This is a genomic window from Serratia proteamaculans (assembly GCF_013337185.1).
Lineage (GTDB): Bacteria > Pseudomonadota > Gammaproteobacteria > Enterobacterales > Enterobacteriaceae > Serratia > Serratia proteamaculans_D.
The window spans coordinates 377,274-397,664 of sequence record NZ_SWDE01000004.1 but is presented as its reverse complement, the minus strand read 5'-3'; the positions used below and the strand labels follow the sequence as shown (position 1 = coordinate 397,664).

Genomic DNA, 20,391 nt, shown 5'->3' with positions numbered 1-20,391 from the left:
TGAGCCAAAAAGCTTAACCTTGCAAAGCGGCCAGCTCGGCACGAGCCTGACGCAGGTCAGCGGTGATTTCGTTGACGTCAGACTGTTTTTCCTGCAGTTTTTTCTCATACTTGGCAACTTTCTTCGCGTCGCCACGTGCCTGCGCTTCGCCTAAATCAGCCTGCACCTTGCTGACATCGTTTTGTTTCTGAGTCAGCTTACGCTCCAGCTTGTCGATTTTCTGCTGGCCCTTGGCTGCCAGGCCACTGTCGGTGCAATGAGCTTGCAGTTCATTCAAGGCTTTTTGCAGGCCGGCCACTTTGTTGCTGTTACCGTATTTCTGCGCTTCTCTGATCTGGTTTTCAATCGCCCCGCGCTTGGCATTGCAGTCGTTACCTGCTGCAGACGCCACGGAGGCAAAGCCAACACCCAACGCCAGAACCAGTGGCAGTGCGATAAATTTAGTCATCTTTTTCATTATCATGTCCCTTTTCAACGGTAAATAAGTGGGGCGATATCCCCTTCCTTCTTGTCGGACAGATAATAGATTTCTGCTGGTGACGGTAATAGCGTAAAACGGCTTCATTCCTCTGTAGGAAAGGACTATTCGTTTGTAGTCCACGCCCAGGTCGACAGCAGACTTTGTTGCAGCGCCGCGACCAGCTCGTCTGCCGCCAGCACAACAGCCTCCAAATGCTCGTCCGTCGCACTAGTCAACAGCCGGCGGCAAGCCTCCGCCAGCCGATCGGCATTGACTAAACGGGCGGCCCCCAACAATTTATGCGCGACCTCAGCTATCTGGCCGTTATCTGCCGACAGGTTATCCCGTTGCGCATTTAGCAACTCGCCGTCTTCTTTCAGGCTTTCGATTAGCGTTTCGGCAAATTCAGCGAAGACTCCCGCCGCGCGCAGCTCTACGGGTAAGGTTGCGGGATCAAAAACCCAGGGCTCTTTGCCCATATGGCCGGGTGCTGCTAACAGAGGACCAAGTTTTTCGGTGAGGGCCTGCAGGTTTACCGGTTTGAACAGGCAGTCATTCATTCCGGCTTGCAGGCAGGCTTCCCGGGCACTGTCTTGCGCATCCGCCGTCAGCCCCCAGATTGTCACTGCCGGAAGCCCCTGTTCACGCTCATTCAACCGCAATCGGCGGGTAAAGTCATAACCGTCCATATTCGGCATATGGCAATCGGTGATCGCTAAATCGACCCGTTGCCGTTCCAGTGCCTTCAGGGCCTGCACACCGTCCTCAACCGGGATCGGATGATGACCCAGGAAGCGCAATTGCTGCGTCAGTAACAATCGTCCCGCGCGGTGATCTTCCACCACCAATATCCGTAAGCCTGGCCGCTCAACGGCGGGTGCCGATGCCACCATTGGCCGAGGTGCTACCGCCATCAGGCGCGGGATAGACAGAGAAACGGTCACCTCGGTACCAATCTCCGGCTCGCTGACCAGCGTAATAGTGCCTCTCATCATGGTGACCAAAGTGCGGCAAATATAAAGGCCCAGCCCGGCGCCACTGCTGCCGGCCATATTCTGCTCCTGAGAAAACGGCTGAAACAGCAGCGACTGAGCGGTTTTTTCAATGCCCTTACCGGTGTCGATAACTCTGATGCGCAGCTCAAGACGCTCATCACTGATGGCATCCACCAGCGCACTGAGGGTGATGGTCCCCCGTGCGGTGAATTTAATCGCATTGCTGACCAGGTTTGAGATCACCTGCTTAAACCGTACCGGGTCGATCAAAATATCCCCGGCTATCTCGGCATCAATATCCAGCTTAAAGCCCAGCCCTTTCTGGCGGGCGACACCGTCAAACAAAATGGCAACCGACTCAATCAACTGCCGCAGATCGGCCCGCTCCGGGTGCAGTACCAAACGTTCGGACTCAATGCGCGAGATATCCAAAATGTCGCCAATCAGCGCTAACAGTGAATGTGCCGAACTATGGGCGATGTTCAGTAACTCGATGTTCGTTGCCTCTCCGCGCTGTTGCTGGCGTAACACCAGTTCCAGCATGCCAATAATGGCATTGAGCGGGGTGCGGATTTCATGACTCATGGTGGCCAGAAAGGTGGTTTTAGCCCGGTTGGCGCTGTCCGCCAGCTCTTTGGCCTGCTGCAATTGCACAATCAGCTGCTCGCGCTCGGTAACGTCAAACCATCCGCCCACCTTACTGACACAGTGCCCCTCTTCTGCCATCAGCAACGTGCTCCACTGCTGCAAAATATGGGGCTGTTCGCCAAAGGTCAGTTGCCGGGTGATCTGCAATGCATGGGGATCCTGCTCATTTGAGTTCAGCGCAATATCATCAGCGCCGGACAGGCCAAGTTGAAAACTTTCCAGGCTATTACCTACTGCCGCCGGCGGAACCAGCCCCAAAGCTTGATAAAAGCGGACATTGGCCGAGGTTATTTTTTCTTTTAAATCGGTGAGATAAATCGGCACCGGCACGGCATCCAGCAACTTCTGCTGATGCAAAGCCATCTCATTGCGCAAAGCTACCAGGCGCTGCCGATGTCGCCGACGATAAAAAACCAATATCACCGGCACAAACAGCAATAGGACGACCAGCGCCAACAACAGAGGACGGTAATAATGAGGCAGTAAAGCCCCTTCGGCACTCTCGCTGTTCATCAGATAGGCGTTGTTGTACCAGTTGCGGGTCATGGCATGAATATCCTCCGGCGGAATATTCAGTAATGCCTTATCGAGAATGGTTGCCAACGGATATTCACTGCCGGATACGCCCATAACAAAACGCGCCGGGTCTGAATCCAGCCCACGCAGGATCTGCAACCCGGGTTGAGAACCATGGGAAAGCAGGAAATCTGCACTGATCATCGGCAACACCAGTACATCGGCGCGCCCATCAGTCAAAGCCTCTATCCCGGCATAGGGCGTCGCCACGGCTATGATGCGGCTTTGCGGGTAATGCTGACGCAAGAAAGCGTCAAGAGGGTGGCCGCGCACCAGCGCTATACGCTGTGGCTGCAAATCGGCTTTTTGCGCCTCATGGCCTACCAGCACCCAGGAATTAAACAGATAAGAACGGGTGGTCAACAGCCCGTTGGGCCACACCGCATCCAAAGTTACGCCAGCGACCACATCGGCTTTGCCGCTCTTCACTTCCTCCAGCGACTGTTGCAGTGAGCTGGCCCGAATAACATCGAACCTCAATCCCGTGCGGGCGGCTATCGCCTCAAGCACATCCGCCGTCAGCCCATGAAAATACCCCTGCTCGTCAAAAAAATTCAGGGGTGCAAAATCATCGTTAACCACCACCCGCACCCGGGGATTGTCCTCAATCCACTTGCGTTCCAGTGAGGTAAACAGCAGGTGTTTTCCGGCGGAAGCCATCGGCGCTCCACCGCTCCAGCGGCTTTGAATCGCCACCACCGCGCTGTCAGGCAGGGCTTCCAGTACCCGGTTCAGGATCCTTTGCAGGCGGGCATTACTTTTATCAACGCCAAAAGAGAAGCCGCTGGCGTCCTCCTGCGGCAACAGTTGTAAACGCAGGTTATTCAGGTTTGCCTGGTTGATCAGATAGCGCGCTGAAATAGCGTCACCGATAAATGCATCAAGATTATTAAAAGAGAGGGCCTCCAGTGCACGTCGCGATGAGTCGTAGACCTGCGTGCTGCTGTTGGGAAAACGCCCGGTTAACGCTTTGCGGCTACGGTACAAACTTTCAATGCCCACCCGGCGGATCGGCGAACCATGCAGCAGACTGTCCGTTCGCTCCACCAGCGCCGGGCTGGCATTGATATAAGGATGGGTGAGCAACAGGCCATATTTCTGCTTGTCTTCGTCACTGGCATTGGCGATAAGGTCCACCTCCCCTTTGGCCAGCGCCTCTGTCAGTAACTGATAACTTTCGTAGTAGCGAACGCGTAGCTGAATATTGAGGTTATAGCCGATAATGCCCAGATAGTCGGCATTGATCCCCCCATAGTCATGCAGCCCGGTGGTGATGTCATAAGGCGGATAATTGGGTGCCGCAGTGCCGTAGATCAGCATGCGTTTCTGACGCAACCATTGCCAGTCGCTGCCTTTTAATCCCGGCTCGGGTAATTGAACCTGGCTACGGCTATCCAGGTTTATTTCCCGAAAGCTTTGGTTAACCTCTGCTGCCACGCCGCTGCAAAACAACAGCAATATTAAAAATAACTTATTCATCATGGCTGCGACTATTTTTATTGTGAAGGAAATTCGCCAACCCATCGGTACCCTGCACCTTTAGCTTATCCATCAGACGCGTCTTATAGGTACTGATGGTTTTATTACTTAATAACAAGCGGTCGGCAATCTCCTTATTGCTTAGGCCCTCACTTAAATAACGCAGCACGGTCAGCTCGCGATCGGAAAGCCGGTCCATGATGTCTTCATTTTGCGTCGGCGCATTCAACAACGACGTAAATGTCCCCTGCGGGAAACAATGATAGCCCTGCAACACCACCTGGCACAGCGGCGCCAGTTGGCTGAGATCCTGCTCTTTACTGAAAAAACCACAGGCACCGGCACGCCAGACGCGTTCGGCATAGATTTCCGCTGGCAGGCTGCTGTAGACGATCACCTTAATCGAACTATTCATTTGACGAATATGTTGTAATATTTGCAAGCCATCCATTTTATTCAGCATAATATCGAGGATCACTAGCTGGGGCTGCAGCTCTTTTATTTTGGCTAATGCCACCATTCCATTGGTAGCAGTTATAATTGAGTTATTTCCTAAGGGGGCGAGAATGGCCTTCACGGCAAAGCAAATTGCCGGGTGATCGTCAATAATCAGCCAGGTGTGCATAAGGATATCCTTATCCAATAAACAGCGTGAGAAACACGCAAAAACACTTCATTAAATATTTAATGAAGTGCATAAATTAATATTTTTAATGGGTTGTTACCGAATAACCCATGGCTTTTGCTATCAGACATCGGCTATTTCAGCGATTGTGGCATTATAGTATTCCCTGCGCAACCCGCTGTTGCAGACCCTGTTCAAAGGTCTGCATACCCGACTGGCCGCCGGTTTGCAGCACGTTGGCCAACTGATGGGTTTTGCCCTCGCGGATCATGCTGCTGACCGCCGCCGTTGCCGTCAGCACCTCAAATATCGCCACCCTGCCACCTCCGGGCCGGCTCAGCAACTTCTGTGCAATCACTGCCTGCAGACTCCCGGCCAGTTGGGCACGCACATAGGGCTTTTCTTGCGCCGGAAAAACATCCACCAGCCGATCCACCGCCTGCGGCGCACTGCGGGTATGCAGCGTAGCCAGCACCAGGTGGCCGGTTTCCGCAGCGGTCAGAGCCAGGCGGATGGTGGTGGTATCGCGCAATTCTCCCAACAGGATCACATCCGGATCTTCTCGCAACGCAGCCCGCAGCGCATCGTCAAAACTGTGGCTGTCGCGCCCCAGCTCCCGCTGCTGAATCAAACACTGCTGGCTGCGGTGGATAAACTCGATCGGATCTTCCAGCGTGAGGATATGCCGCCGCTGGTGCTGATTGATATCGTCAATCATCGCCGCCAGCGTGGTGGATTTACCGCTGCCGGTCGCGCCGGTCACCAGGATCAGCCCGTCCTCACGCCGCACCAACGCGGGGATAATGTCTGGCGTCGCCAATGCTGCCAGGGTCGGACACTGGCTCGCTATCAGCCGCAAGGCAACGGAGACACCCTGGTTCTGTAGAAAAAAATTGGCGCGCAGCCGGATATCGCCCGGCAACGAAAGCGCCAAATCCAACTGCCCTTGTTGTTGTAACTGCTGTCGCTGTAACGGCTGCAGCACGCCGTTACACAGCAGTTGCATTCTGGCTTCGCTCAGTATTTCCGCCCCTTCCAACGGCTGAAGTTCACCATCAATGCGCAACATCGGCCGATGACCGGTACAAAGGTGCAGATCGGAAGCATTATGCTTTACACTAAGGGCCACGAATTCATCGATATCCATATCAATCTCCTGGGTCAATAATGAGCACTATCCAACAGAATCTGCAGGATGTCAGAAACCGCATTGCCGCGGCCGCTCAAGGCTGCGATCGCGCTCCAGAAGAAGTTACACTGCTTGCCGTAAGCAAAACCAAACCTGTGGCGGCGATCGCAACAGCCATCGCGGCGGGCCAGCGCGCCTTCGGCGAGAACTATGTTCAGGAAGGGGTGGATAAGGTTCAGTATTTCGCCGCACAGCCGGAAGGTGCAACGCTGGATTGGCACTTTATCGGCCCGTTGCAATCCAACAAGAGTCGACTGGTGGCGGAGCACTTCGCCTGGTGCCACACCGTCGATCGGCTGCGTATCGCCTCGCGTCTGAGCGACCAGCGCCCGGCGGACATGCCGCCGCTTAACGTTCTGATCCAAATAAATATCAGCGATGAGCAGAGTAAGTCTGGCATTGTACTGGCTCAATTGCCGGCGCTGGCGGAGGCGGTTGCCGCCCTGCCCAACCTCAGACTGCGCGGGCTGATGGCTATTCCAGCCCCGCAGGAGGATTATCAGAGCCAGTTGGCGGTGTTCGGCCAAATGCGCGACGCCTTCCTGGCCCTGCAGCAGCAATATCCGCAGGTAGATACGCTGTCGATGGGCATGACCGATGACATGACGGCGGCGATTGCCGCAGGCAGCACCCTGGTGCGTATTGGCACCGCCATTTTTGGCGCCCGTGATTATTCACAGGCCTGACAAAGTAACGAGGGATTCTAATGCAACATCGCAAGATCACCTTTATTGGCGCCGGCAACATGGCGCGCGCTATCATCGCCGGCCTGGTGGCGGGCGGTTATCCGGCTCAATCCATCAGCGTCTGTGCACCTTCGGCCAAAAACCGTGATGCACTGGCAGCGGACTATGGCATCGTCAGCAGCAGCGACAACCTGGCCTGCGCCCAGGCAGCCGATGTGGTGGTGCTGGCAGTCAAACCGCAAATGATGGCCGACGTCTGCCAGCCATTGCGCGATGGGGTCGACTTCAGCGCCAAGCTGGTCCTGTCGATCGCCGCCGGTATCCAGGTCAGTCGTTTTTATCAACTGTTGGGTGACAAGCTGAACATCGTGCGCATCATGCCCAATACCCCATCGCTGGTGGGCAAAGGCATGAGCGGCCTGTATGCCCCGCAGCAGGTCAGCCAGCAGGACCGCGACTACACCAGCGACTTGATGGCGTCAGTCGGCAAAGTCTGTTGGGTGGATAACGAAAATGGCATTAATAGCGTGATCGCCGCAGCAGGCAGCGCACCGGCCTATTTCTTCCTGTTTATGGAAGCCATGCAACAGGAAGCCGAACGTATGGGCTTCGACAGCCAGACCGCCCGTGATCTGGTGCAGCAGGCGGCCTCCGGCGCGGCTGCGCTGGTGGAAGCCAACCCGGATACGCCATTATCGACCCTGCGTGAGCAGGTCACCTCCAAAGGCGGCACCACCGCCGAAGCACTGCGCGTTTTCAACGAGCAACAGCTGCCGGCAACCGTGGCCAAAGCCATGCAGGCGGCAGTATCCCGCGCGCAGGAAATGGAAAAATCATTTTAAATAATCGAGAGTTAAGGAGAAGGGCTACTACATGCTAACGCTGACTTTTTTGGTCAAAACCGTTATTGATCTGTACGTCATGGTACTGCTGCTGCGTATCTGGATGCAGTGGACGCGCGCTGACTTTTACAACCCATTCGCACAGTTTGTCGTGAAGATCACCCAACCGGTGATCGGCCCGCTGCGCCGCATTATTCCATCCATGGGGCCTATCGACAGCGCATCACTGCTGCTGGCGTTCCTGCTGATGACCATCAAGTACCCGCTGCTGCTGCTGATCCAGGGCGGCGCAATGTCACTCAGCCCGTATAACCTGCTGTTTGGCCTGATCTCGCTGGTGAAGTCGGCCGGTTACCTGATCTTCTGGGTAATGATTGTCCGCGCGCTGATGAGTTGGATAAGCCAGGGTCGCAGCCCAATCGACCAGTTGATGTACCAACTGACCGAACCTTTGATGTCCCCTATCCGCCGTATCCTGCCGGCCATGGGCGGCATTGATTTTTCGGCGATGGTAGTGATCCTGATCCTGTATCTGATCAACTACCTGGGCATGGATCTGTTCGGTGAGATCTGGTTCCTGCTGTGAGTGCAGTAACCCCGGTGCTGGACGGGCTGGCGATCAGGCTATATATTCAGCCGAAAGCCAGCCGCGACCAGATTGTCGGTTTACATGGCGACGAACTTAAAGTCGCCATTACCGCCCCGCCGGTAGACGGCCAGGCCAACGCTCATCTGATCAAGTTTCTCGCCAAACAGTTCAAAGTGGCGAAAGGCAACGTCACCATCGAGAAAGGCGAACTGGGGCGGCATAAACAGTTACGCATCGTTAATCCGCAACAGATCCCCGACGTGGTCGCGGCGCTAATCGAATAAATTTCAAGGTAGTCATCATGCAAAAAGTCGTTCTTGCCACCGGTAATCCGGGCAAAGTGCGCGAACTCGCCGACCTGCTGGCCGATTTCGGGCTGAATGTGGTCGCACAAACCGAGCTGGGCGTAGAATCTGCCGAGGAAACCGGCCTGACGTTTATCGAAAACGCCATCCTGAAAGCCCGTCACGCGGCGCAAATCACCGGCCTGCCGGCGATCGCTGACGACTCGGGCCTGGCGGTGGACGCACTGGGTGGTGCGCCTGGCATCTATTCTGCGCGTTACGCGGGCGTTGACGCCTCTGACCGGCAAAACCTCGACAAACTGCTGGTGGCACTGAAAGACGTACCGCAAGGCAGCCGTGGCGCTCAGTTCCACTGCGTGCTGGTGTATCTGCGCCACGCCGAAGACCCAACGCCGCTGGTGTTCCACGGCAGCTGGGCCGGTGAAATCACCGACAGCGCGGCAGGTGAAGGCGGTTTCGGCTACGATCCGGTCTTTTACGTCCCGGAACTGGGCCGTACCGCCGCCGAACTGAGTCGCGACGAGAAGCGCGCGATATCGCACCGTGGCAAGGCGCTGAAACTGATGCTGGAAGCCATGCGCAATGCTTAAGCTGCCTCCGCTGAGTTTGTACATCCATATCCCGTGGTGCGTGCAGAAATGCCCTTACTGTGATTTCAACTCGCATGCGTTGAAAGGCGAAGTCCCGCATCAGGAGTATGTTGATCACCTGCTGGCGGATCTGGATGCCGATCTGCCGCTGGTCGCCGGCCGTGAAATCAGTACCATTTTTATCGGCGGCGGCACCCCCAGCCTGCTGAGTGCCGAAGCGATGCAATCGCTGCTGGACGGCGTGCGGGCGCGTATTCACGTCGTTGATGGGGCCGAGATCACCATGGAGGCCAACCCCGGTACCGTAGAGGCTGACCGCTTCAGCGGCTACCAGCGTGCCGGTGTGAACCGCATTTCTATCGGGGTGCAGAGCTTCAGCGCCGAAAAGTTAACCCGTCTGGGGCGCATACACGGCCCGGAAGAGGCCAAACGCGCAGCGCACCTGGCCACCGGTCTCGGCCTGCGCAGCTTTAACCTCGATCTGATGCACGGTCTGCCGGACCAGTCGCTGGAAGAAGCGCTGGACGATTTACGCCAGGCGATTGCCCTGAACCCGCCGCACCTGTCGTGGTATCAGTTGACCATCGAACCCAATACCCTGTTCAGCTCACGCCCGCCGGTGCTGCCGGACGACGACGCGCTGTGGGATATTTTCGAGCGCGGTCATGAGTTGCTGAGCGCCGCCGGCTATCAGCAGTATGAAACCTCGGCTTATGCCAAACCGGGCTATCAGTGCCAGCACAACCTCAACTACTGGCGCTTTGGCGACTACCTGGGGATTGGTTGTGGCGCACACGGCAAACTGACCTTCAGCGACGGCCGCATTCTGCGCACCGCGAAAACCAAACATCCGCGCGGTTTTATGCAGGGCAAGTATATGGACAAGCAGCATGAGGTGACGACGGCAGATCGGCCGTTCGAGTTCTTTATGAACCGCTTCCGCCTGCTGGAGGCTGCGCCGCGCGCCGAGTTCGTCAACTACACCGGGCTGGATGAAAGCACTATCCGTGCACAGCTGGATGAAGCACTGGCGAAAGGCTATCTGGAAGAAACGCCGGAATATTGGCAGATAACCGAGAAAGGCAAACTGTTCCTTAACTCGCTGCTGGAACTGTTCCTGGCGGATGAATAGCAAAAAGCGCTGAAATATCAGCGCTTTTTTTTAATCTGGATAGAATTCGTGGGAAAGTACCTGCTGGATCTCCCAGATACCGTTTTCTGGGTAAACGTCCAACCCGGTTTCCGTCGTCGCCAGCGCTATCGCCTTGGACCAAATGACATCCAGCCAGTCCTCATCGCTGAGCTTAACTTTTAAACTCGGCGATTCCTTCAGACTGTAAAGTACCTCTTTGCGTTGGGCTTTAATGGTTCTTTCCCAACGGGTACCACGGCGCGCCGGCTGATATTTCCATTTCAGCAGATGAGCCATCAGCACGGTCATACGGCTGGCAAGTTCCCTTTGCTCGCTCTTTCCCACGTCCTCAATCTCCTCGGCGATCTTTTCAACATCGATCTCAGACAATTTTCCGGAGCGCAAAAGAGCAGCCTGCTCATTTGCCCAGGCGACAACATCAGTTTCGTAGCGAGTATGGCTCATAGCGTTCTCCGTAAACACCCATGAATCTGTACATAGTTCAACCAGTTTGTCAGATAACCATCAGGAGGTCAAAAAACACGCTACCAGCCATCATTACCTGTTACTTCAACGCATTAAGCAGGTCTTTACGCTGGGTTTCCAAACCGGTAACGCGGTTACACACGTCGTGGCCGAAGTTCTGGAAGTCCTGCTCCTGGTTGTTCCATTCGTTCTGAATCGCTTTTTGCAAGCCACCCAGATTGCCCATGATCGCCTGCAACGGATTACCGCCGCTGTTGGCCGCCTGCTTGACGCCCATCTCGTTCAGGCTGTCCTGCAACACGCCCCCCATGCTCTGCTGCACCAGATTACGGCCATCCTGCTCAACCTGGTCAATCGCCTTGTGGTGGAAGGTCAGGCCGTCGCTGCGGTGTTCGATGATGCGGTTCATCTGCTGCTTAAGCTGGTCATTGAGCGTGGTCAGGCGGTTGCGCACGTTGCTGTCGCTGCCCAACTCCTTGACGATCACCTTGTCCAGCGCCACACGCGCTTTTTCCAGGTGTTGCTGCGCGCCCTTGTCGATCCACGGCAGTTCTTTACGCAATGCGCTCTGGTAGCTGAAGGCCTTCTGCCGCTGGCTGTCATTCAGGCTCAGAGCCTGACCGTTGCGGGTCACATCGCCATCCGCTGAAATTTGCAGGTTGCCGCTGGCTCCTGTCACCTGCACGTTCTGCGGGCTGATAATCACGTCGTCCTGGGGTTTAACGCTGCACTGATACTCGGCATGTGCCTGTGAAGCAGTCAACAGCAGTAAGGCTAACCCGGTTTTCTTTAACATATTTTCTCCTGACTCCCTTCCGTGGTGGGATTAAAAAATCGAACGGCTAATCCGTTGAGACAACAGTTCCAGCGCCGCAGTTCCCGCCAGGGAGTTACCGGAGGCATCCAGCTCCGGCGACCAGACGGCAATCGACAGCTCATCGGGGACGATGGCGACAATGCCACCGCCGACGCCGGACTTGCCCGGCATGCCCACGCGATAGGCAAATTCCCCCGCGCCATCGTACATGCCGCTGGTCATCATCAGCGCATTAATCTGACGCGCCTGCAGTGGGCTGATCACTTCGCGTCCGCTCAGGTCACGACCGTGATTGGCCAGGTAAACAAAGCTGCGCGCCAGTTCCAGACAGCTCATCCGCAACGCACAGTAGTGGAAATAGGTTTGCAGCACGGTGAGCACGTCGTTTTCAAAGTTACCAAACGACTTCATCAGATAGGCGATGGCCGCATTGCGGTCGGAGTGTTCAAACTCGGAGCGGGCGACCCGCGAATCATAGGCCAGGTCTTCTTCACCGGCCAGTTGGCGCACCACCTCCAGCATCCGCTGTTTGGGGGCGCTGAGCCGCGTTTGCAGCATGTCGCACACCACCAGCGCACCGGGGTTGATGAACGGGTTGCGCGGCTTGCCCTGCTCCATCTCCAACTGCAATAGCGAGTTGAACGGCAGACCGGAAGGCTCTTTGCCGACCCGTTGCCAGATCTCGTGCTCCTGATAACGCGCCAGCGCCAGCGTCAGGCTCAGCACCTTGGAGATTGACTGAATAGAGAAGCGCTCGGTGGCGTTACCGGCCTGGAACATTTCGCCGTCGACGGTACAAACGGCGATCGCCAGACGATCGGACGCCACTTCCGCCAGCGCCGGAATATAGTCCGCTACCTTGCCCTGGCCAATCAGCGGGCGCACCTGTTGCAGGATCTCTTCCAGCAACGCGTTATCCAATGTAGTTACCACCGCGGTCACACTCCGGACAAAACAAAGGTGCCGTTAAGGCACCTCAGAATCAATGAATACAGCGTAATATCAAGCAGGGGAAATCAGTCCCACCAGATATCGAACAGATCGCTAACCTTAACGTCGCTCAGCTTACGCGCTTCCAGCCATTTCTTGACCAGTTCGCGCTGTTCGTCGGTGCAATGACCGATAGTCTGCAGGCAGATCAAACCTTCCCACTGCAGGTAGCCACTGCCGTCAAACGCCATGCCGTTCGGCTCAATCACTTCGTCGATGAAAGCGTCCAGCGTGCCGTCGATATCTTCAACCGAGGTGCCTTCGGCAAAACGCCATGCTACGGAGAAACCCAGCTCCTGAAACTCTTCAATGTGTAACTTTTTACGTAAACGACGACTGCGGTTCTTAGCCATTATTCTTTCCTCTCAAACATCAAATCCCAAACGCCATGTCCCAGACGCTGGCCGCGTAATTCAAATTTTGTCAGTGGTCGTGAATCCGGACGCGGCACGTAATCATTATCGCTGGAAAGATTACGATAGCCTGAGATCCCGTTCATAACCTCTAACATATGTTCTGCGTAAGGCTGCCAGTCGGTGGCCATATGGAATACGCCGCCGACTTTCAATTTGCGCCGCACCAGTTCAACAAACGGCGTCTGTACGATGCGACGTTTGTTGTGGCGCGCTTTATGCCACGGATCGGGGAAGAACAGCTGCACCATGTCCAGCGAACCGTCCGGGATCATATTCTCCAGCACCTCAACCGCGTCGTGACACATCACGCGCAGGTTGCTCAGTTCCGCTTCGGTAGCGTCGGCCAGGCAGGCGCCCACGCCCGGCGAGTGTACTTCAATCCCCAAGAAATTCTGCTGCGGGTTATGGCCCGCCATGGTCACCAGCGAGGCGCCCATGCCAAAACCGATCTCCAGCACGGTCGGCGCATCGCGCCCAAACAGTGCGGTGATGTCGACAGGTTCAGCCTGATACTCCACGCCCATCACCGGCCAATAGTTGTCCAGCGCGTGCTGCTGGCCTTTGGTCAACCGCCCCTGGCGGCGGACAAAACTGCGGATACGGCGCATCGCGCGGCCGTTCTCATCAAATTCTGGGGAGATGACGTCATTAATCATAGTGCTTTCTGTCTGTTTGGCTGCCAATTAGGGAAACGCGCATTATGCAAAGATACATTGGTTTAGCAAGTGTTCATCTTGTGTACCTGCCGTGCGACGTCGGAAAGTTCCGGTTTACAGCATCATGACTCTATGCTGCAATCGCGCTTCATTTTCTGCCGGATATCGAATCTGCTTATGATGCAAGCACAACAGTTCGCACAGGTGGTGCTTGACTGGTACCAGCGTTACGGCCGTAAAACCCTGCCGTGGCAGCTGGATAAAACCGCCTATAAAGTATGGCTCTCTGAGGTCATGTTGCAACAAACTCAGGTTGCCACCGTGATCCCTTACTTCGAACGCTTTATGGCACGTTTTCCCAACGTGCGAGCGCTGGCAGAAGCGCCGCTGGACGAAGTGCTGCACCTGTGGACCGGTTTGGGTTACTACGCCCGTGCTCGCAACCTGCACAAGGCCGCGCAGACTATTGTCGCACAGCACGGCGGCGAGTTCCCGACAACCTTTGAAGAAATCCACGCCCTGCCAGGTATTGGCCGCTCAACGGCCGGTGCGGTACTGTCATTGGCTCTCGGCCAGCATTACCCGATCCTCGACGGCAACGTGAAACGCGTATTGGCTCGCTGCTATGCCGTCGAAGGCTGGCCGGGCAAAAAAGATGTCGAAAACCGGCTGTGGCAGATCAGCGAAGACGTCACCCCGGCGCAGGGCGTCGGTCAGTTCAATCAGGCGATGATGGACCTGGGGGCGATGGTCTGCACCCGCTCCAAACCCAAGTGCGAGCTGTGCCCACTCAACCTCGGCTGCATCGCCTATGCCCATCACAGTTGGGCGAAATACCCCGGTAAAAAACCCAAGCAGACTCTGCCGGAAAAAACCGCCTACTTTTTATTGCTGCAACAGGGCGAACGAGCCTGGCTGGAACAGCGCCCGGCCGTCGGCCTGTGGGGCGGCCTGTTTTGTTTCCCGCAGTTCGGTGAACGCGAAGAGATGGAACTCTGGCTGCAACAACGCGGTCTGAAAAACAATCGCCAGCAGCAGTTGACCGCATTTCGTCATACTTTCAGTCATTTCCACCTCGATATCGTGCCGATATGGTTGGAGATGAACGACGCGGCTGCCAGCATGGATGAGGGCGCCGGTCTCTGGTATAACTTGGCGCAGCCGCCATCGGTCGGGCTGGCAGCGCCGGTTGACCGCCTGTTACAACAGTTGGCAAAACAGTCACCACGCCAGCAGGGTTTATTTGGCGATAGCGCCATTGATGAGGAATTAGCATGAGCAGAACCATTTTTTGTACCTTCCTGCAGCGCGATGCCGAAGGGCAGGATTTCCAACTTTATCCAGGCGACGTTGGCAAACGCATCTATAACGAGATCTCGAAGGAAGCCTGGGCCGAATGGATGAAAAAACAGACCATGCTGATCAACGAGAAAAAACTGAACATGATGAACGTGGATGACCGCAAGTTGCTGGAAGCGGAAATGATCAAGTTCCTGTTCGAAGGGCACGACGTGCACATCGAAGGCTACACGCCACCGAGCGAATAACGCTGTTGGGGCCAGGCGCTGGCCCTCTTCAATACTTCCCGTATACGGCTTTAAGATGAAGAAAATTTTAGCTTTGCTAGTGATAGCGCCTTTGCTGATTTCCTGTTCCGGCAAAAAAAATACTGAAGTCAACGAAGCCCTGGTCAAAGACACCAACGGCTTTGAGATCCTGATGGGCCAATTCGCCCACAACATCGAGAATATCTGGGGTCTGAACGAAGTTCTGATCGCCGGGCCAAAAGATTACGTTAAATACACCGACCAATATCAAACCCGTAGCCACATCAACTTTGATTCCGGTGCCATCACCATTGAAACCATCGCCACTACCGATCCTGCCGCCCACCTGCGCCAGGCGATTATCAGCACCTTGCTGATGGGTGACGATCCGGGTTCTATCGATCTCTATTCCGACGCCAACGATATCCAGATCAGTAAAGAGCCGTTCCTGTACGGCCAGGTGCTGGATAACAAAGGCGCGCCGATCCGTTGGGAATGGCGTGCGGCGCACTTTGCCGACTATCTGGTGCAGAGCAAACTGCAAAAACGCACCTCCGGCCTGCACGTGATTTACTCGGTCACCATTCAACTGGTACCGAACCACCTGGACAAGCGTGCGCATAAATACCTGCCGATGGTCCGCAAGGCATCGGAGAAGTACGGGGTGGAAGAGTCGCTGATCCTGGCGATTATGCAGACCGAATCGAGCTTTAACCCGTATGCGGTGAGCGGTTCAGATGCGTTGGGCCTGATGCAGGTGGTGCAACACACCGCCGGTAAGGACGTATTCCAGATGCGTGGCAAATGGGGCAAACCAAGCCGCAGTTACCTGTTCGATCCGGAGAACAACATCGACACCGGTACCGCCTATCTGGCCATTTTGCAGAACAACTATTTGGGCGGCATCCAGAACCCAACCTCGCGTCGCTACGCGGTGATCACCGCCTATAACGGCGGGGCGGGCAGCGTGCTGAGAGTGTTCTCCAGCGACAGAACCCGCGCGGTCGATATCATCAACGGCATGCAACCGGGCGACGTCTACCAGACGCTGACCACCAAGCATCCTGCCGGTGAATCACGCCGCTATCTGGTGAAGGTGAACAACGCGCAGAAGAGCTATCGACGCCGTTAATCACCCCGGTCAGGGCGGTCTCTCGCGTCGCCCTGACCACCAGCATCCCTAAGCTATGCTGTAGCCATTACGGCCAAGCTCCTTGGCGCGGTACAGAGCCTGATCGGCTGCTGCCAGCAGTTGTTCACGGTTCTGTCCCGGCTGCCATTGCGCAATCCCCTGGCTGACCGTCACCCATTGCGCCACCTCAGAAGCCGCATGCGGCATCGCCAGACCGGCAAGCAGCCCTTCTATCCTCTTCGCCACCTGCACGGCTTCGCCTGCGTCGGATTTTGGCAGCAGAATAATAAACTCCTCACCGCCATAGCGGGCTACCAGATCCTGCGAACGCCGGGTCGCGCTCTCCAGACAGGCGGCCAGGCGAGTCAGGCACTCATCCCCCTGCTGATGGCCATAGTGGTCGTTGTATTTTTTGAAAAAATCGACGTCCAGCAGGATCAGTGAAAACGGGGCCTGCAGCGTCGACTCCCGCAGCAGAACCGCATCAAAGTAGTTGTCGAAGTAGCGGCGGTTGGCAATGCCAGTCAGCGGATCGCGGTTGGCCAGCTTGCTCAGGCGTTCAATCAGCTGCTTGTTTTCCTGCTCGCGCTCAATCGCCAGTTGGAACCATTGCTCCAGCCGGCTTCGTGCTGAATAAATTAGAAACAGCATCAGCGCGTAGGAGATCAGGTTCACCAGCGAAAAAGCGCTACGGATTAAGATGTTTTCGGCAATCGCCACCAGCAGCACCGGGATGCTGAACAGGAAAAATAGCCGGGGGGACAGGTAGAAAGCGATAAGGGAAGAAAACAGCAGGCCAATCGTTAACGGATAAAGCAAGTTAACGCTGTTGTCGATAATCAGATGATGAAAAACGCCACACCAGCACAAAGCCAACAGCAGAATGCCAACCACGGCACCTCGCCAGGCGGCCTGTTCACCTCTGCCGGCCAACTGACGCAACGTAATAAAAGACAGAACAGACAGCAGAACCACGCCGCAGATAGCCGGTGCGCCACGCAACAAAGCAATCAGAGAGTGTTCGCCAAATGTTTGGGCACGCTGAAGCAGCAGATAGAGCGCCAGCAGCAGGTTAACCAATAAGAACCAGTTAAAATTGCGCAGCGTCGAACGTCTTTTCTCTCTGCCGACCCAATCGAGATACCCCTCTTCTTTCATCATCTTATTCCGCTACTGGTCACTTTTACCTAAAGGTAGCGCCGGCACTCGGCTTTGTCATCCCGGGCCAGGATGATTTAAAAACGGCCCCTGCGGGCCGCTCGGGACTATTGCTTGATCATATAACCGAAGATACGTTTCCAGCCGTGATCTTTTTTCTCGATATATACGCCCTGCAGCTCCGGAGAGAAACCCGGCAGCCGGTTGATACCGTCTTCCAGCGCCAGGAAGTAACGCTGCACGGCTCCGCCCCATACTTCCCCCGGCACCACGCACAGCACGCCCGGTGGGTATGGCAGTGCGCCTTCCGCCGCAATGCGACCTTCCGCCTGGCCAATCGGCACCAGTTCGACGTTGTCGCGGATAAACTCCACGTTGGCATCCTGTGGGTTCATCATCACCTGCGGGAAATGACGCTGGCGGAACATTTCTTTCTGCAGCTGTTTGACGTCAAAGCTGACGTACAGGTCATGCATTTCCTGGCACAGCTGGCGCAGGGTATAGCCGCGATAGCGTTGTTCATTCTTGCGATACACGGTTGGCAGCACCACGCTCAGCGGCGCGTCCTCTTCCACATAGCGTTCGAACTGCACCAGCATCTCCACCAGTTGCTCCATCTTGGCCGGGTTTTCAGCCGGGGTCAGCAGGAACAGGATCGAGTTAAGATCGCATTTCTCCGGCACTATGCCGTTCTCACGCAGGAAGTTGGCCAGAATGGTCGCCGGTACGCCAAACTCGGTGTACTGGCCGGTAGCCGCATCAATACCCGGCGTCGTCAGCAGCAGTTTGCACGGATCGACCAGATACTGATCCTGAGCGTAACCTTCAAAACCGTGCCATTTTTCATCCGGCACAAAGTTAAAGAAACGCGCATCGTTGGCGATCAGATCGGTGTCGTAATCCTGCCAGTTTTTACCCGCCACCTGCGGCGGAATAAACGGCCTGAGCTGCGAGCAGCGTTCCAGCAGTTGCTTGCGCGTCTCGATACCCAGCTTCACGCAGTCCAGCCACATGCGGCGACCGGCGGCCCCGGCATGCATCTTGGCGTTAACGTCCAGCGCGGCGAACAGCGGGTAGAACGGGCTGGTAGAGGCGTGCAGCATGAAAGCATTATTGAGGTGCTTGTGGTTGCAGTGGCGCTTCTGGCCCTTGATGTGGTCGTCTTTCTTGTGGATCTGCGAGGTCTGCGAGAAACCGGCCTGCTGCTTGTGTACCGACTGGGTGACAAAGATACCCGGATCCAGTTCGTCCAGCTCCAGCAACAGCGGCGAGCACTCTTTCAGCATCGGGATAAAGCCTTCGTAACCCACCCAGGCAGAGTCAAACAGAATGTAGTCACACAGGTGGCCGATGGTGTCGATCACCTGACGGGCGTTATAAATGGTGCCGTCGTAAGTACCGAGCTGAATAATCGCCAAGCGGAACGGACGTGCCGCATTCGCCTTATCAGGTGCCACTTCGCGAATTTGCTCGCGCAGGTAACGCTCATCAAAGCAGCGCGAATCTATGCCGCCAATAAAACCAAACGGATTACGCGCGGTTTCCAGATAGACCGGCGTTGCCCCGGCCTGGATCAACGCACCGTGGTGGTTGGATTTATGGTTGTTGCGATCGAACAACACCAAATCACCGCGGGTCAGCAAAGCATTGGTCACCACTTTGTTGGCGGCCGAGGTGCCGTTGAGCACAAAATAGGTTTTATCGGCGTTAAATACCCGTGCCGCGTGCTTTTGCGCATCCTTGGCCGAGCCTTCGTGGATCAACAAATCGCCCAGCTTAACGTCGGCGTTGCACATGTCGGAACGAAAAAGCGTTTCACCGTAGAACTCAAAAAACTTCCGACCAGCCGGATGCTTGCGGAAAAATTCGCCGCCCTGATGGCCGGGGCAGGCAAAGGTTGAGTTTTCCATTTCCACATAGGTTTTCAGCGTTTTGAAAAACGGCGGCAGCAGCGCCTGCTCGTAGGCATCGGCGGCAGCTTCAAGCTGTGCCATATAGAACGCCTTGCTGGCGCCTTCCAACGCAAAAACACCGCTGATCAACGGCAGGTAGTCCGGAGAGAGATGCTCGTCCCCTGCCACCGCCACAAAGGTCGGGATCTCGAACCCGGTCGCTTTGAGCTGCGCCAGGTGACCTGCGTTAACGTCATCAACCGACACCACTAACGCGGCCACGTCGGTGTAGTCCGTTTGCTCGATGCGGACGACCTGGCGCAGTGTTTCAATGGTGGCAACCAAACTGGCGCTGGTGGCTATTTTCAATTCTTTCATTGTGCTAACTCTCAAACGGTTAAGGATGAGGGTGTGCCACGGGGCACGGTGATGAGATAACAAAGGTTATCCCGGCAAATTGATGTCCGGCGTGAGCGCATAAAGCGCAAGCGTGACCGGCTGACTCTCTTAAGATTATCAGGTAACTATCGGGGACTGGTATCGGCAGCGTCCGATAGACATCAGTAAAAGCAGAGCCGCAGCTCTATTTTTAATAATGCCTAACAGCGAGCATCAGATAGCCTTACCGCATGGCAGGCTGGGCGTTTTTTACGGATTGCGTTCGGGAAGGGTAACGGTTGAGTGACGGCATCATTTGATGTCTGGTACGCAGTGACGCTTGAGTGACAAAAACAGTCATGCCTGCAACCCTCTGACTTAAATGAGCGGAAACGCCGTTAGGGGACGTAGAGTGCTAAAATTTGCGCAATGATTGCATGTTTTTTTATGAGGTTCAAGTGACAATTATGCTGCTTTGATTACGAAAAGTTAACAATTAACACATTGTTAATTAAGGAATAAAAATAAAACACAGAAAAATCAAAACGGTATAAATAGACGATTTTTTTGCATATCTATCACCAAGCAATACCACTGACGCTCACCTGCCCCGGCAGCCATTGCATGAAAATAGAGCAACCGATCGGCTTTGTGACAGAAAGCGATTGACGATTTACGGCCAATAGGGTTAAATGCGCCCCGTTGCCCGGATAGCTCAGTCGGTAGAGCAGGGGATTGAAAATCCCCGTGTCCTTGGTTCGATTCCGAGTCCGGGCACCATATTTAAAGAACCCAGCCTATGG

20 protein-coding genes and 1 tRNA gene are annotated in these 20,391 nt (G+C 55.4%); 10 read left to right on the top strand and 11 right to left on the bottom strand.

The genetic code is table 11. The features are described 5' to 3' along the window. Positions 1–13 precede the first annotated feature (13 nt). The 4 genes from FCL49_RS18010 to FCL49_RS17995 form a co-directional block, all read right to left on the bottom strand. Positions 14–457, bottom strand: coding sequence for a DUF1090 domain-containing protein (locus tag FCL49_RS18010; RefSeq protein ID WP_135317997.1), 444 nt, complete (start codon positions 455–457; stop codon positions 14–16). Positions 458–582: 125 nt separating this feature from the next. Further along, a complete protein-coding gene (locus tag FCL49_RS18005; protein ID WP_174354591.1) occupies positions 583–4,161 on the bottom strand; it encodes an ATP-binding protein in 3,579 nt (1,192 codons plus the stop codon). Continuing rightward, positions 4,151–4,783, bottom strand: a complete 633-nt coding sequence (locus FCL49_RS18000; RefSeq protein WP_174354590.1) for a response regulator transcription factor — start codon at positions 4,781–4,783, stop codon at positions 4,151–4,153. Before FCL49_RS18000 ends, FCL49_RS18005 begins: the two co-directional genes overlap by 11 nt. A 154-nt stretch (positions 4,784–4,937) precedes the next feature. Further along, positions 4,938–5,930 carry a type IV pilus twitching motility protein PilT gene (locus FCL49_RS17995; RefSeq protein ID WP_174354589.1) on the bottom strand — a complete coding sequence of 331 codons (993 nt, stop codon included), beginning with the start codon at positions 5,928–5,930 and terminating at the stop codon, positions 4,938–4,940. A gap of 20 nt (positions 5,931–5,950) precedes the next feature. Here FCL49_RS17995 and FCL49_RS17990 point away from each other — a divergent pair, with 20 nt between their 5' ends. Genes FCL49_RS17990 through hemW form a run of 6 tightly spaced genes read left to right on the top strand, consistent with a single transcriptional unit; the run spans position 5,951 to position 10,116 of the window. Continuing rightward, positions 5,951–6,658, top strand: a complete 708-nt coding sequence (locus FCL49_RS17990; protein ID WP_174354588.1) for a YggS family pyridoxal phosphate-dependent enzyme — start codon at positions 5,951–5,953, stop codon at positions 6,656–6,658. Between the two features lie 20 nt (positions 6,659–6,678). Next, a complete protein-coding gene (gene proC, locus FCL49_RS17985; RefSeq protein ID WP_174354587.1) occupies positions 6,679–7,500 on the top strand; it encodes a pyrroline-5-carboxylate reductase in 822 nt (273 codons plus the stop codon). Positions 7,501–7,531: 31 nt separating this feature from the next. Further along, positions 7,532–8,086: a YggT family protein gene (locus FCL49_RS17980; RefSeq protein WP_174354586.1), complete on the top strand. Its 555-nt coding sequence runs from the start codon at positions 7,532–7,534 to the stop codon at positions 8,084–8,086. After that, a complete protein-coding gene (gene yggU / locus FCL49_RS17975; protein WP_012146735.1) occupies positions 8,083–8,373 on the top strand; it encodes a DUF167 family protein YggU in 291 nt (96 codons plus the stop codon). The genes FCL49_RS17980 and yggU overlap by 4 nt, the downstream gene beginning before the upstream one ends. A 17-nt stretch (positions 8,374–8,390) precedes the next feature. Beyond that, on the top strand, positions 8,391–8,984 hold the full coding sequence (locus tag FCL49_RS17970) for an XTP/dITP diphosphatase (RefSeq protein WP_174354585.1): 594 nt from the start codon (positions 8,391–8,393) through the stop codon (positions 8,982–8,984). Beyond that, positions 8,977–10,116, top strand: coding sequence for a radical SAM family heme chaperone HemW (hemW, locus tag FCL49_RS17965; RefSeq protein ID WP_174354584.1), 1,140 nt, complete (start codon positions 8,977–8,979; stop codon positions 10,114–10,116). Before FCL49_RS17970 ends, hemW begins: the two co-directional genes overlap by 8 nt. Before the next feature lie 30 nt (positions 10,117–10,146). Here the strand turns inward: hemW and FCL49_RS17960 are convergent, their stop codons facing one another. From FCL49_RS17960 to trmB, 5 genes are all read right to left on the bottom strand, one after another. Then, the gene (locus FCL49_RS17960; RefSeq protein WP_174354583.1) at positions 10,147–10,581 is read right to left on the bottom strand and encodes a DUF29 domain-containing protein; all 435 of its coding nucleotides are present in this window, start codon (positions 10,579–10,581) and stop codon (positions 10,147–10,149) included. Between the two features lie 100 nt (positions 10,582–10,681). Further along, complete coding sequence (locus FCL49_RS17955) at positions 10,682–11,398, bottom strand: DUF2884 domain-containing protein (protein ID WP_135318009.1); 717 nt, start codon at positions 11,396–11,398, stop codon at positions 10,682–10,684. Between the two features lie 30 nt (positions 11,399–11,428). Next, on the bottom strand, positions 11,429–12,352 hold the full coding sequence (gene glsB, locus FCL49_RS17950) for a glutaminase B (RefSeq protein WP_174354582.1): 924 nt from the start codon (positions 12,350–12,352) through the stop codon (positions 11,429–11,431). Positions 12,353–12,435: 83 nt separating this feature from the next. Continuing rightward, complete coding sequence (locus tag FCL49_RS17945; protein ID WP_135318011.1) at positions 12,436–12,762, bottom strand: YggL family protein; 327 nt, start codon at positions 12,760–12,762, stop codon at positions 12,436–12,438. Continuing rightward, entirely contained in the window at positions 12,762–13,481 is a 720-nt protein-coding gene (gene trmB / locus FCL49_RS17940; RefSeq protein ID WP_012146744.1) for a tRNA (guanosine(46)-N7)-methyltransferase TrmB, read from the bottom strand. Before trmB ends, FCL49_RS17945 begins: the two co-directional genes overlap by 1 nt. 177 nt (positions 13,482–13,658) lie before the next feature. Here trmB and mutY point away from each other — a divergent pair, with 177 nt between their 5' ends. Genes mutY through mltC form a run of 3 tightly spaced genes read left to right on the top strand, consistent with a single transcriptional unit; the run spans position 13,659 to position 16,160 of the window. Beyond that, a complete protein-coding gene (mutY, locus tag FCL49_RS17935; protein WP_438827233.1) occupies positions 13,659–14,759 on the top strand; it encodes an A/G-specific adenine glycosylase in 1,101 nt (366 codons plus the stop codon). Beyond that, positions 14,756–15,028 (top strand): oxidative damage protection protein, encoded by a 273-nt coding sequence (locus FCL49_RS17930; RefSeq protein ID WP_061807913.1) that lies wholly within the window; start codon positions 14,756–14,758, stop codon positions 15,026–15,028. Before mutY ends, FCL49_RS17930 begins: the two co-directional genes overlap by 4 nt. Before the next feature lie 55 nt (positions 15,029–15,083). Further along, entirely contained in the window at positions 15,084–16,160 is a 1,077-nt protein-coding gene (gene mltC, locus FCL49_RS17925; protein WP_135318012.1) for a membrane-bound lytic murein transglycosylase MltC, read from the top strand. 48 nt (positions 16,161–16,208) lie between these two features. On the opposite strand, the gene FCL49_RS17920 is transcribed toward mltC, so the two are convergent. Beyond that, positions 16,209–17,321 carry a GGDEF domain-containing protein gene (locus tag FCL49_RS17920; RefSeq protein ID WP_174354580.1) on the bottom strand — a complete coding sequence of 371 codons (1,113 nt, stop codon included), beginning with the start codon at positions 17,319–17,321 and terminating at the stop codon, positions 16,209–16,211. Between the two features lie 104 nt (positions 17,322–17,425). After that, on the bottom strand, positions 17,426–19,588 hold the full coding sequence (speF, locus tag FCL49_RS17915) for an ornithine decarboxylase SpeF (protein WP_174354579.1): 2,163 nt from the start codon (positions 19,586–19,588) through the stop codon (positions 17,426–17,428). 704 nt (positions 19,589–20,292) lie between these two features. Between speF and FCL49_RS17910 the strand changes: the two genes are divergently transcribed. After that, positions 20,293–20,368: transfer RNA gene (locus tag FCL49_RS17910), tRNA-Phe, on the top strand. Positions 20,369–20,391 lie beyond the last annotated feature (23 nt).

What these genes read in the sequence shown, in the direction of transcription:
- FCL49_RS18010 (WP_135317997.1), bottom strand. Translation starts at nt 457, where the DNA reads ATGAAAAAGATGACTAAATTTATCGCACTGCCACTGGTTCTGGCGTTG.
- FCL49_RS18005 (WP_174354591.1), bottom strand. Translation starts at nt 4,161, where the DNA reads ATGATGAATAAGTTATTTTTAATATTGCTGTTGTTTTGCAGCGGCGTG.
- FCL49_RS18000 (WP_174354590.1), bottom strand. Translation starts at nt 4,783, where the DNA reads ATGCACACCTGGCTGATTATTGACGATCACCCGGCAATTTGCTTTGCC.
- FCL49_RS17995 (WP_174354589.1), bottom strand. Translation starts at nt 5,930, where the DNA reads ATGGATATCGATGAATTCGTGGCCCTTAGTGTAAAGCATAATGCTTCC.
- FCL49_RS17990 (WP_174354588.1), top strand. Translation starts at nt 5,951, where the DNA reads ATGAGCACTATCCAACAGAATCTGCAGGATGTCAGAAACCGCATTGCC.
- proC (WP_174354587.1), top strand. Translation starts at nt 6,679, where the DNA reads ATGCAACATCGCAAGATCACCTTTATTGGCGCCGGCAACATGGCGCGC.
- FCL49_RS17980 (WP_174354586.1), top strand. Translation starts at nt 7,532, where the DNA reads ATGCTAACGCTGACTTTTTTGGTCAAAACCGTTATTGATCTGTACGTC.
- FCL49_RS17970 (WP_174354585.1), top strand. Translation starts at nt 8,391, where the DNA reads ATGCAAAAAGTCGTTCTTGCCACCGGTAATCCGGGCAAAGTGCGCGAA.
- hemW (WP_174354584.1), top strand. Translation starts at nt 8,977, where the DNA reads ATGCTTAAGCTGCCTCCGCTGAGTTTGTACATCCATATCCCGTGGTGC.
- FCL49_RS17960 (WP_174354583.1), bottom strand. Translation starts at nt 10,581, where the DNA reads ATGAGCCATACTCGCTACGAAACTGATGTTGTCGCCTGGGCAAATGAG.
- FCL49_RS17955 (WP_135318009.1), bottom strand. Translation starts at nt 11,398, where the DNA reads ATGTTAAAGAAAACCGGGTTAGCCTTACTGCTGTTGACTGCTTCACAG.
- FCL49_RS17945 (WP_135318011.1), bottom strand. Translation starts at nt 12,762, where the DNA reads ATGGCTAAGAACCGCAGTCGTCGTTTACGTAAAAAGTTACACATTGAA.
- trmB (WP_012146744.1), bottom strand. Translation starts at nt 13,481, where the DNA reads ATGATTAATGACGTCATCTCCCCAGAATTTGATGAGAACGGCCGCGCG.
- mutY (WP_438827233.1), top strand. Translation starts at nt 13,659, where the DNA reads ATGATGCAAGCACAACAGTTCGCACAGGTGGTGCTTGACTGGTACCAG.
- FCL49_RS17930 (WP_061807913.1), top strand. Translation starts at nt 14,756, where the DNA reads ATGAGCAGAACCATTTTTTGTACCTTCCTGCAGCGCGATGCCGAAGGG.
- mltC (WP_135318012.1), top strand. Translation starts at nt 15,084, where the DNA reads ATGAAGAAAATTTTAGCTTTGCTAGTGATAGCGCCTTTGCTGATTTCC.
- FCL49_RS17920 (WP_174354580.1), bottom strand. Translation starts at nt 17,321, where the DNA reads ATGATGAAAGAAGAGGGGTATCTCGATTGGGTCGGCAGAGAGAAAAGA.
- speF (WP_174354579.1), bottom strand. Translation starts at nt 19,588, where the DNA reads ATGAAAGAATTGAAAATAGCCACCAGCGCCAGTTTGGTTGCCACCATT.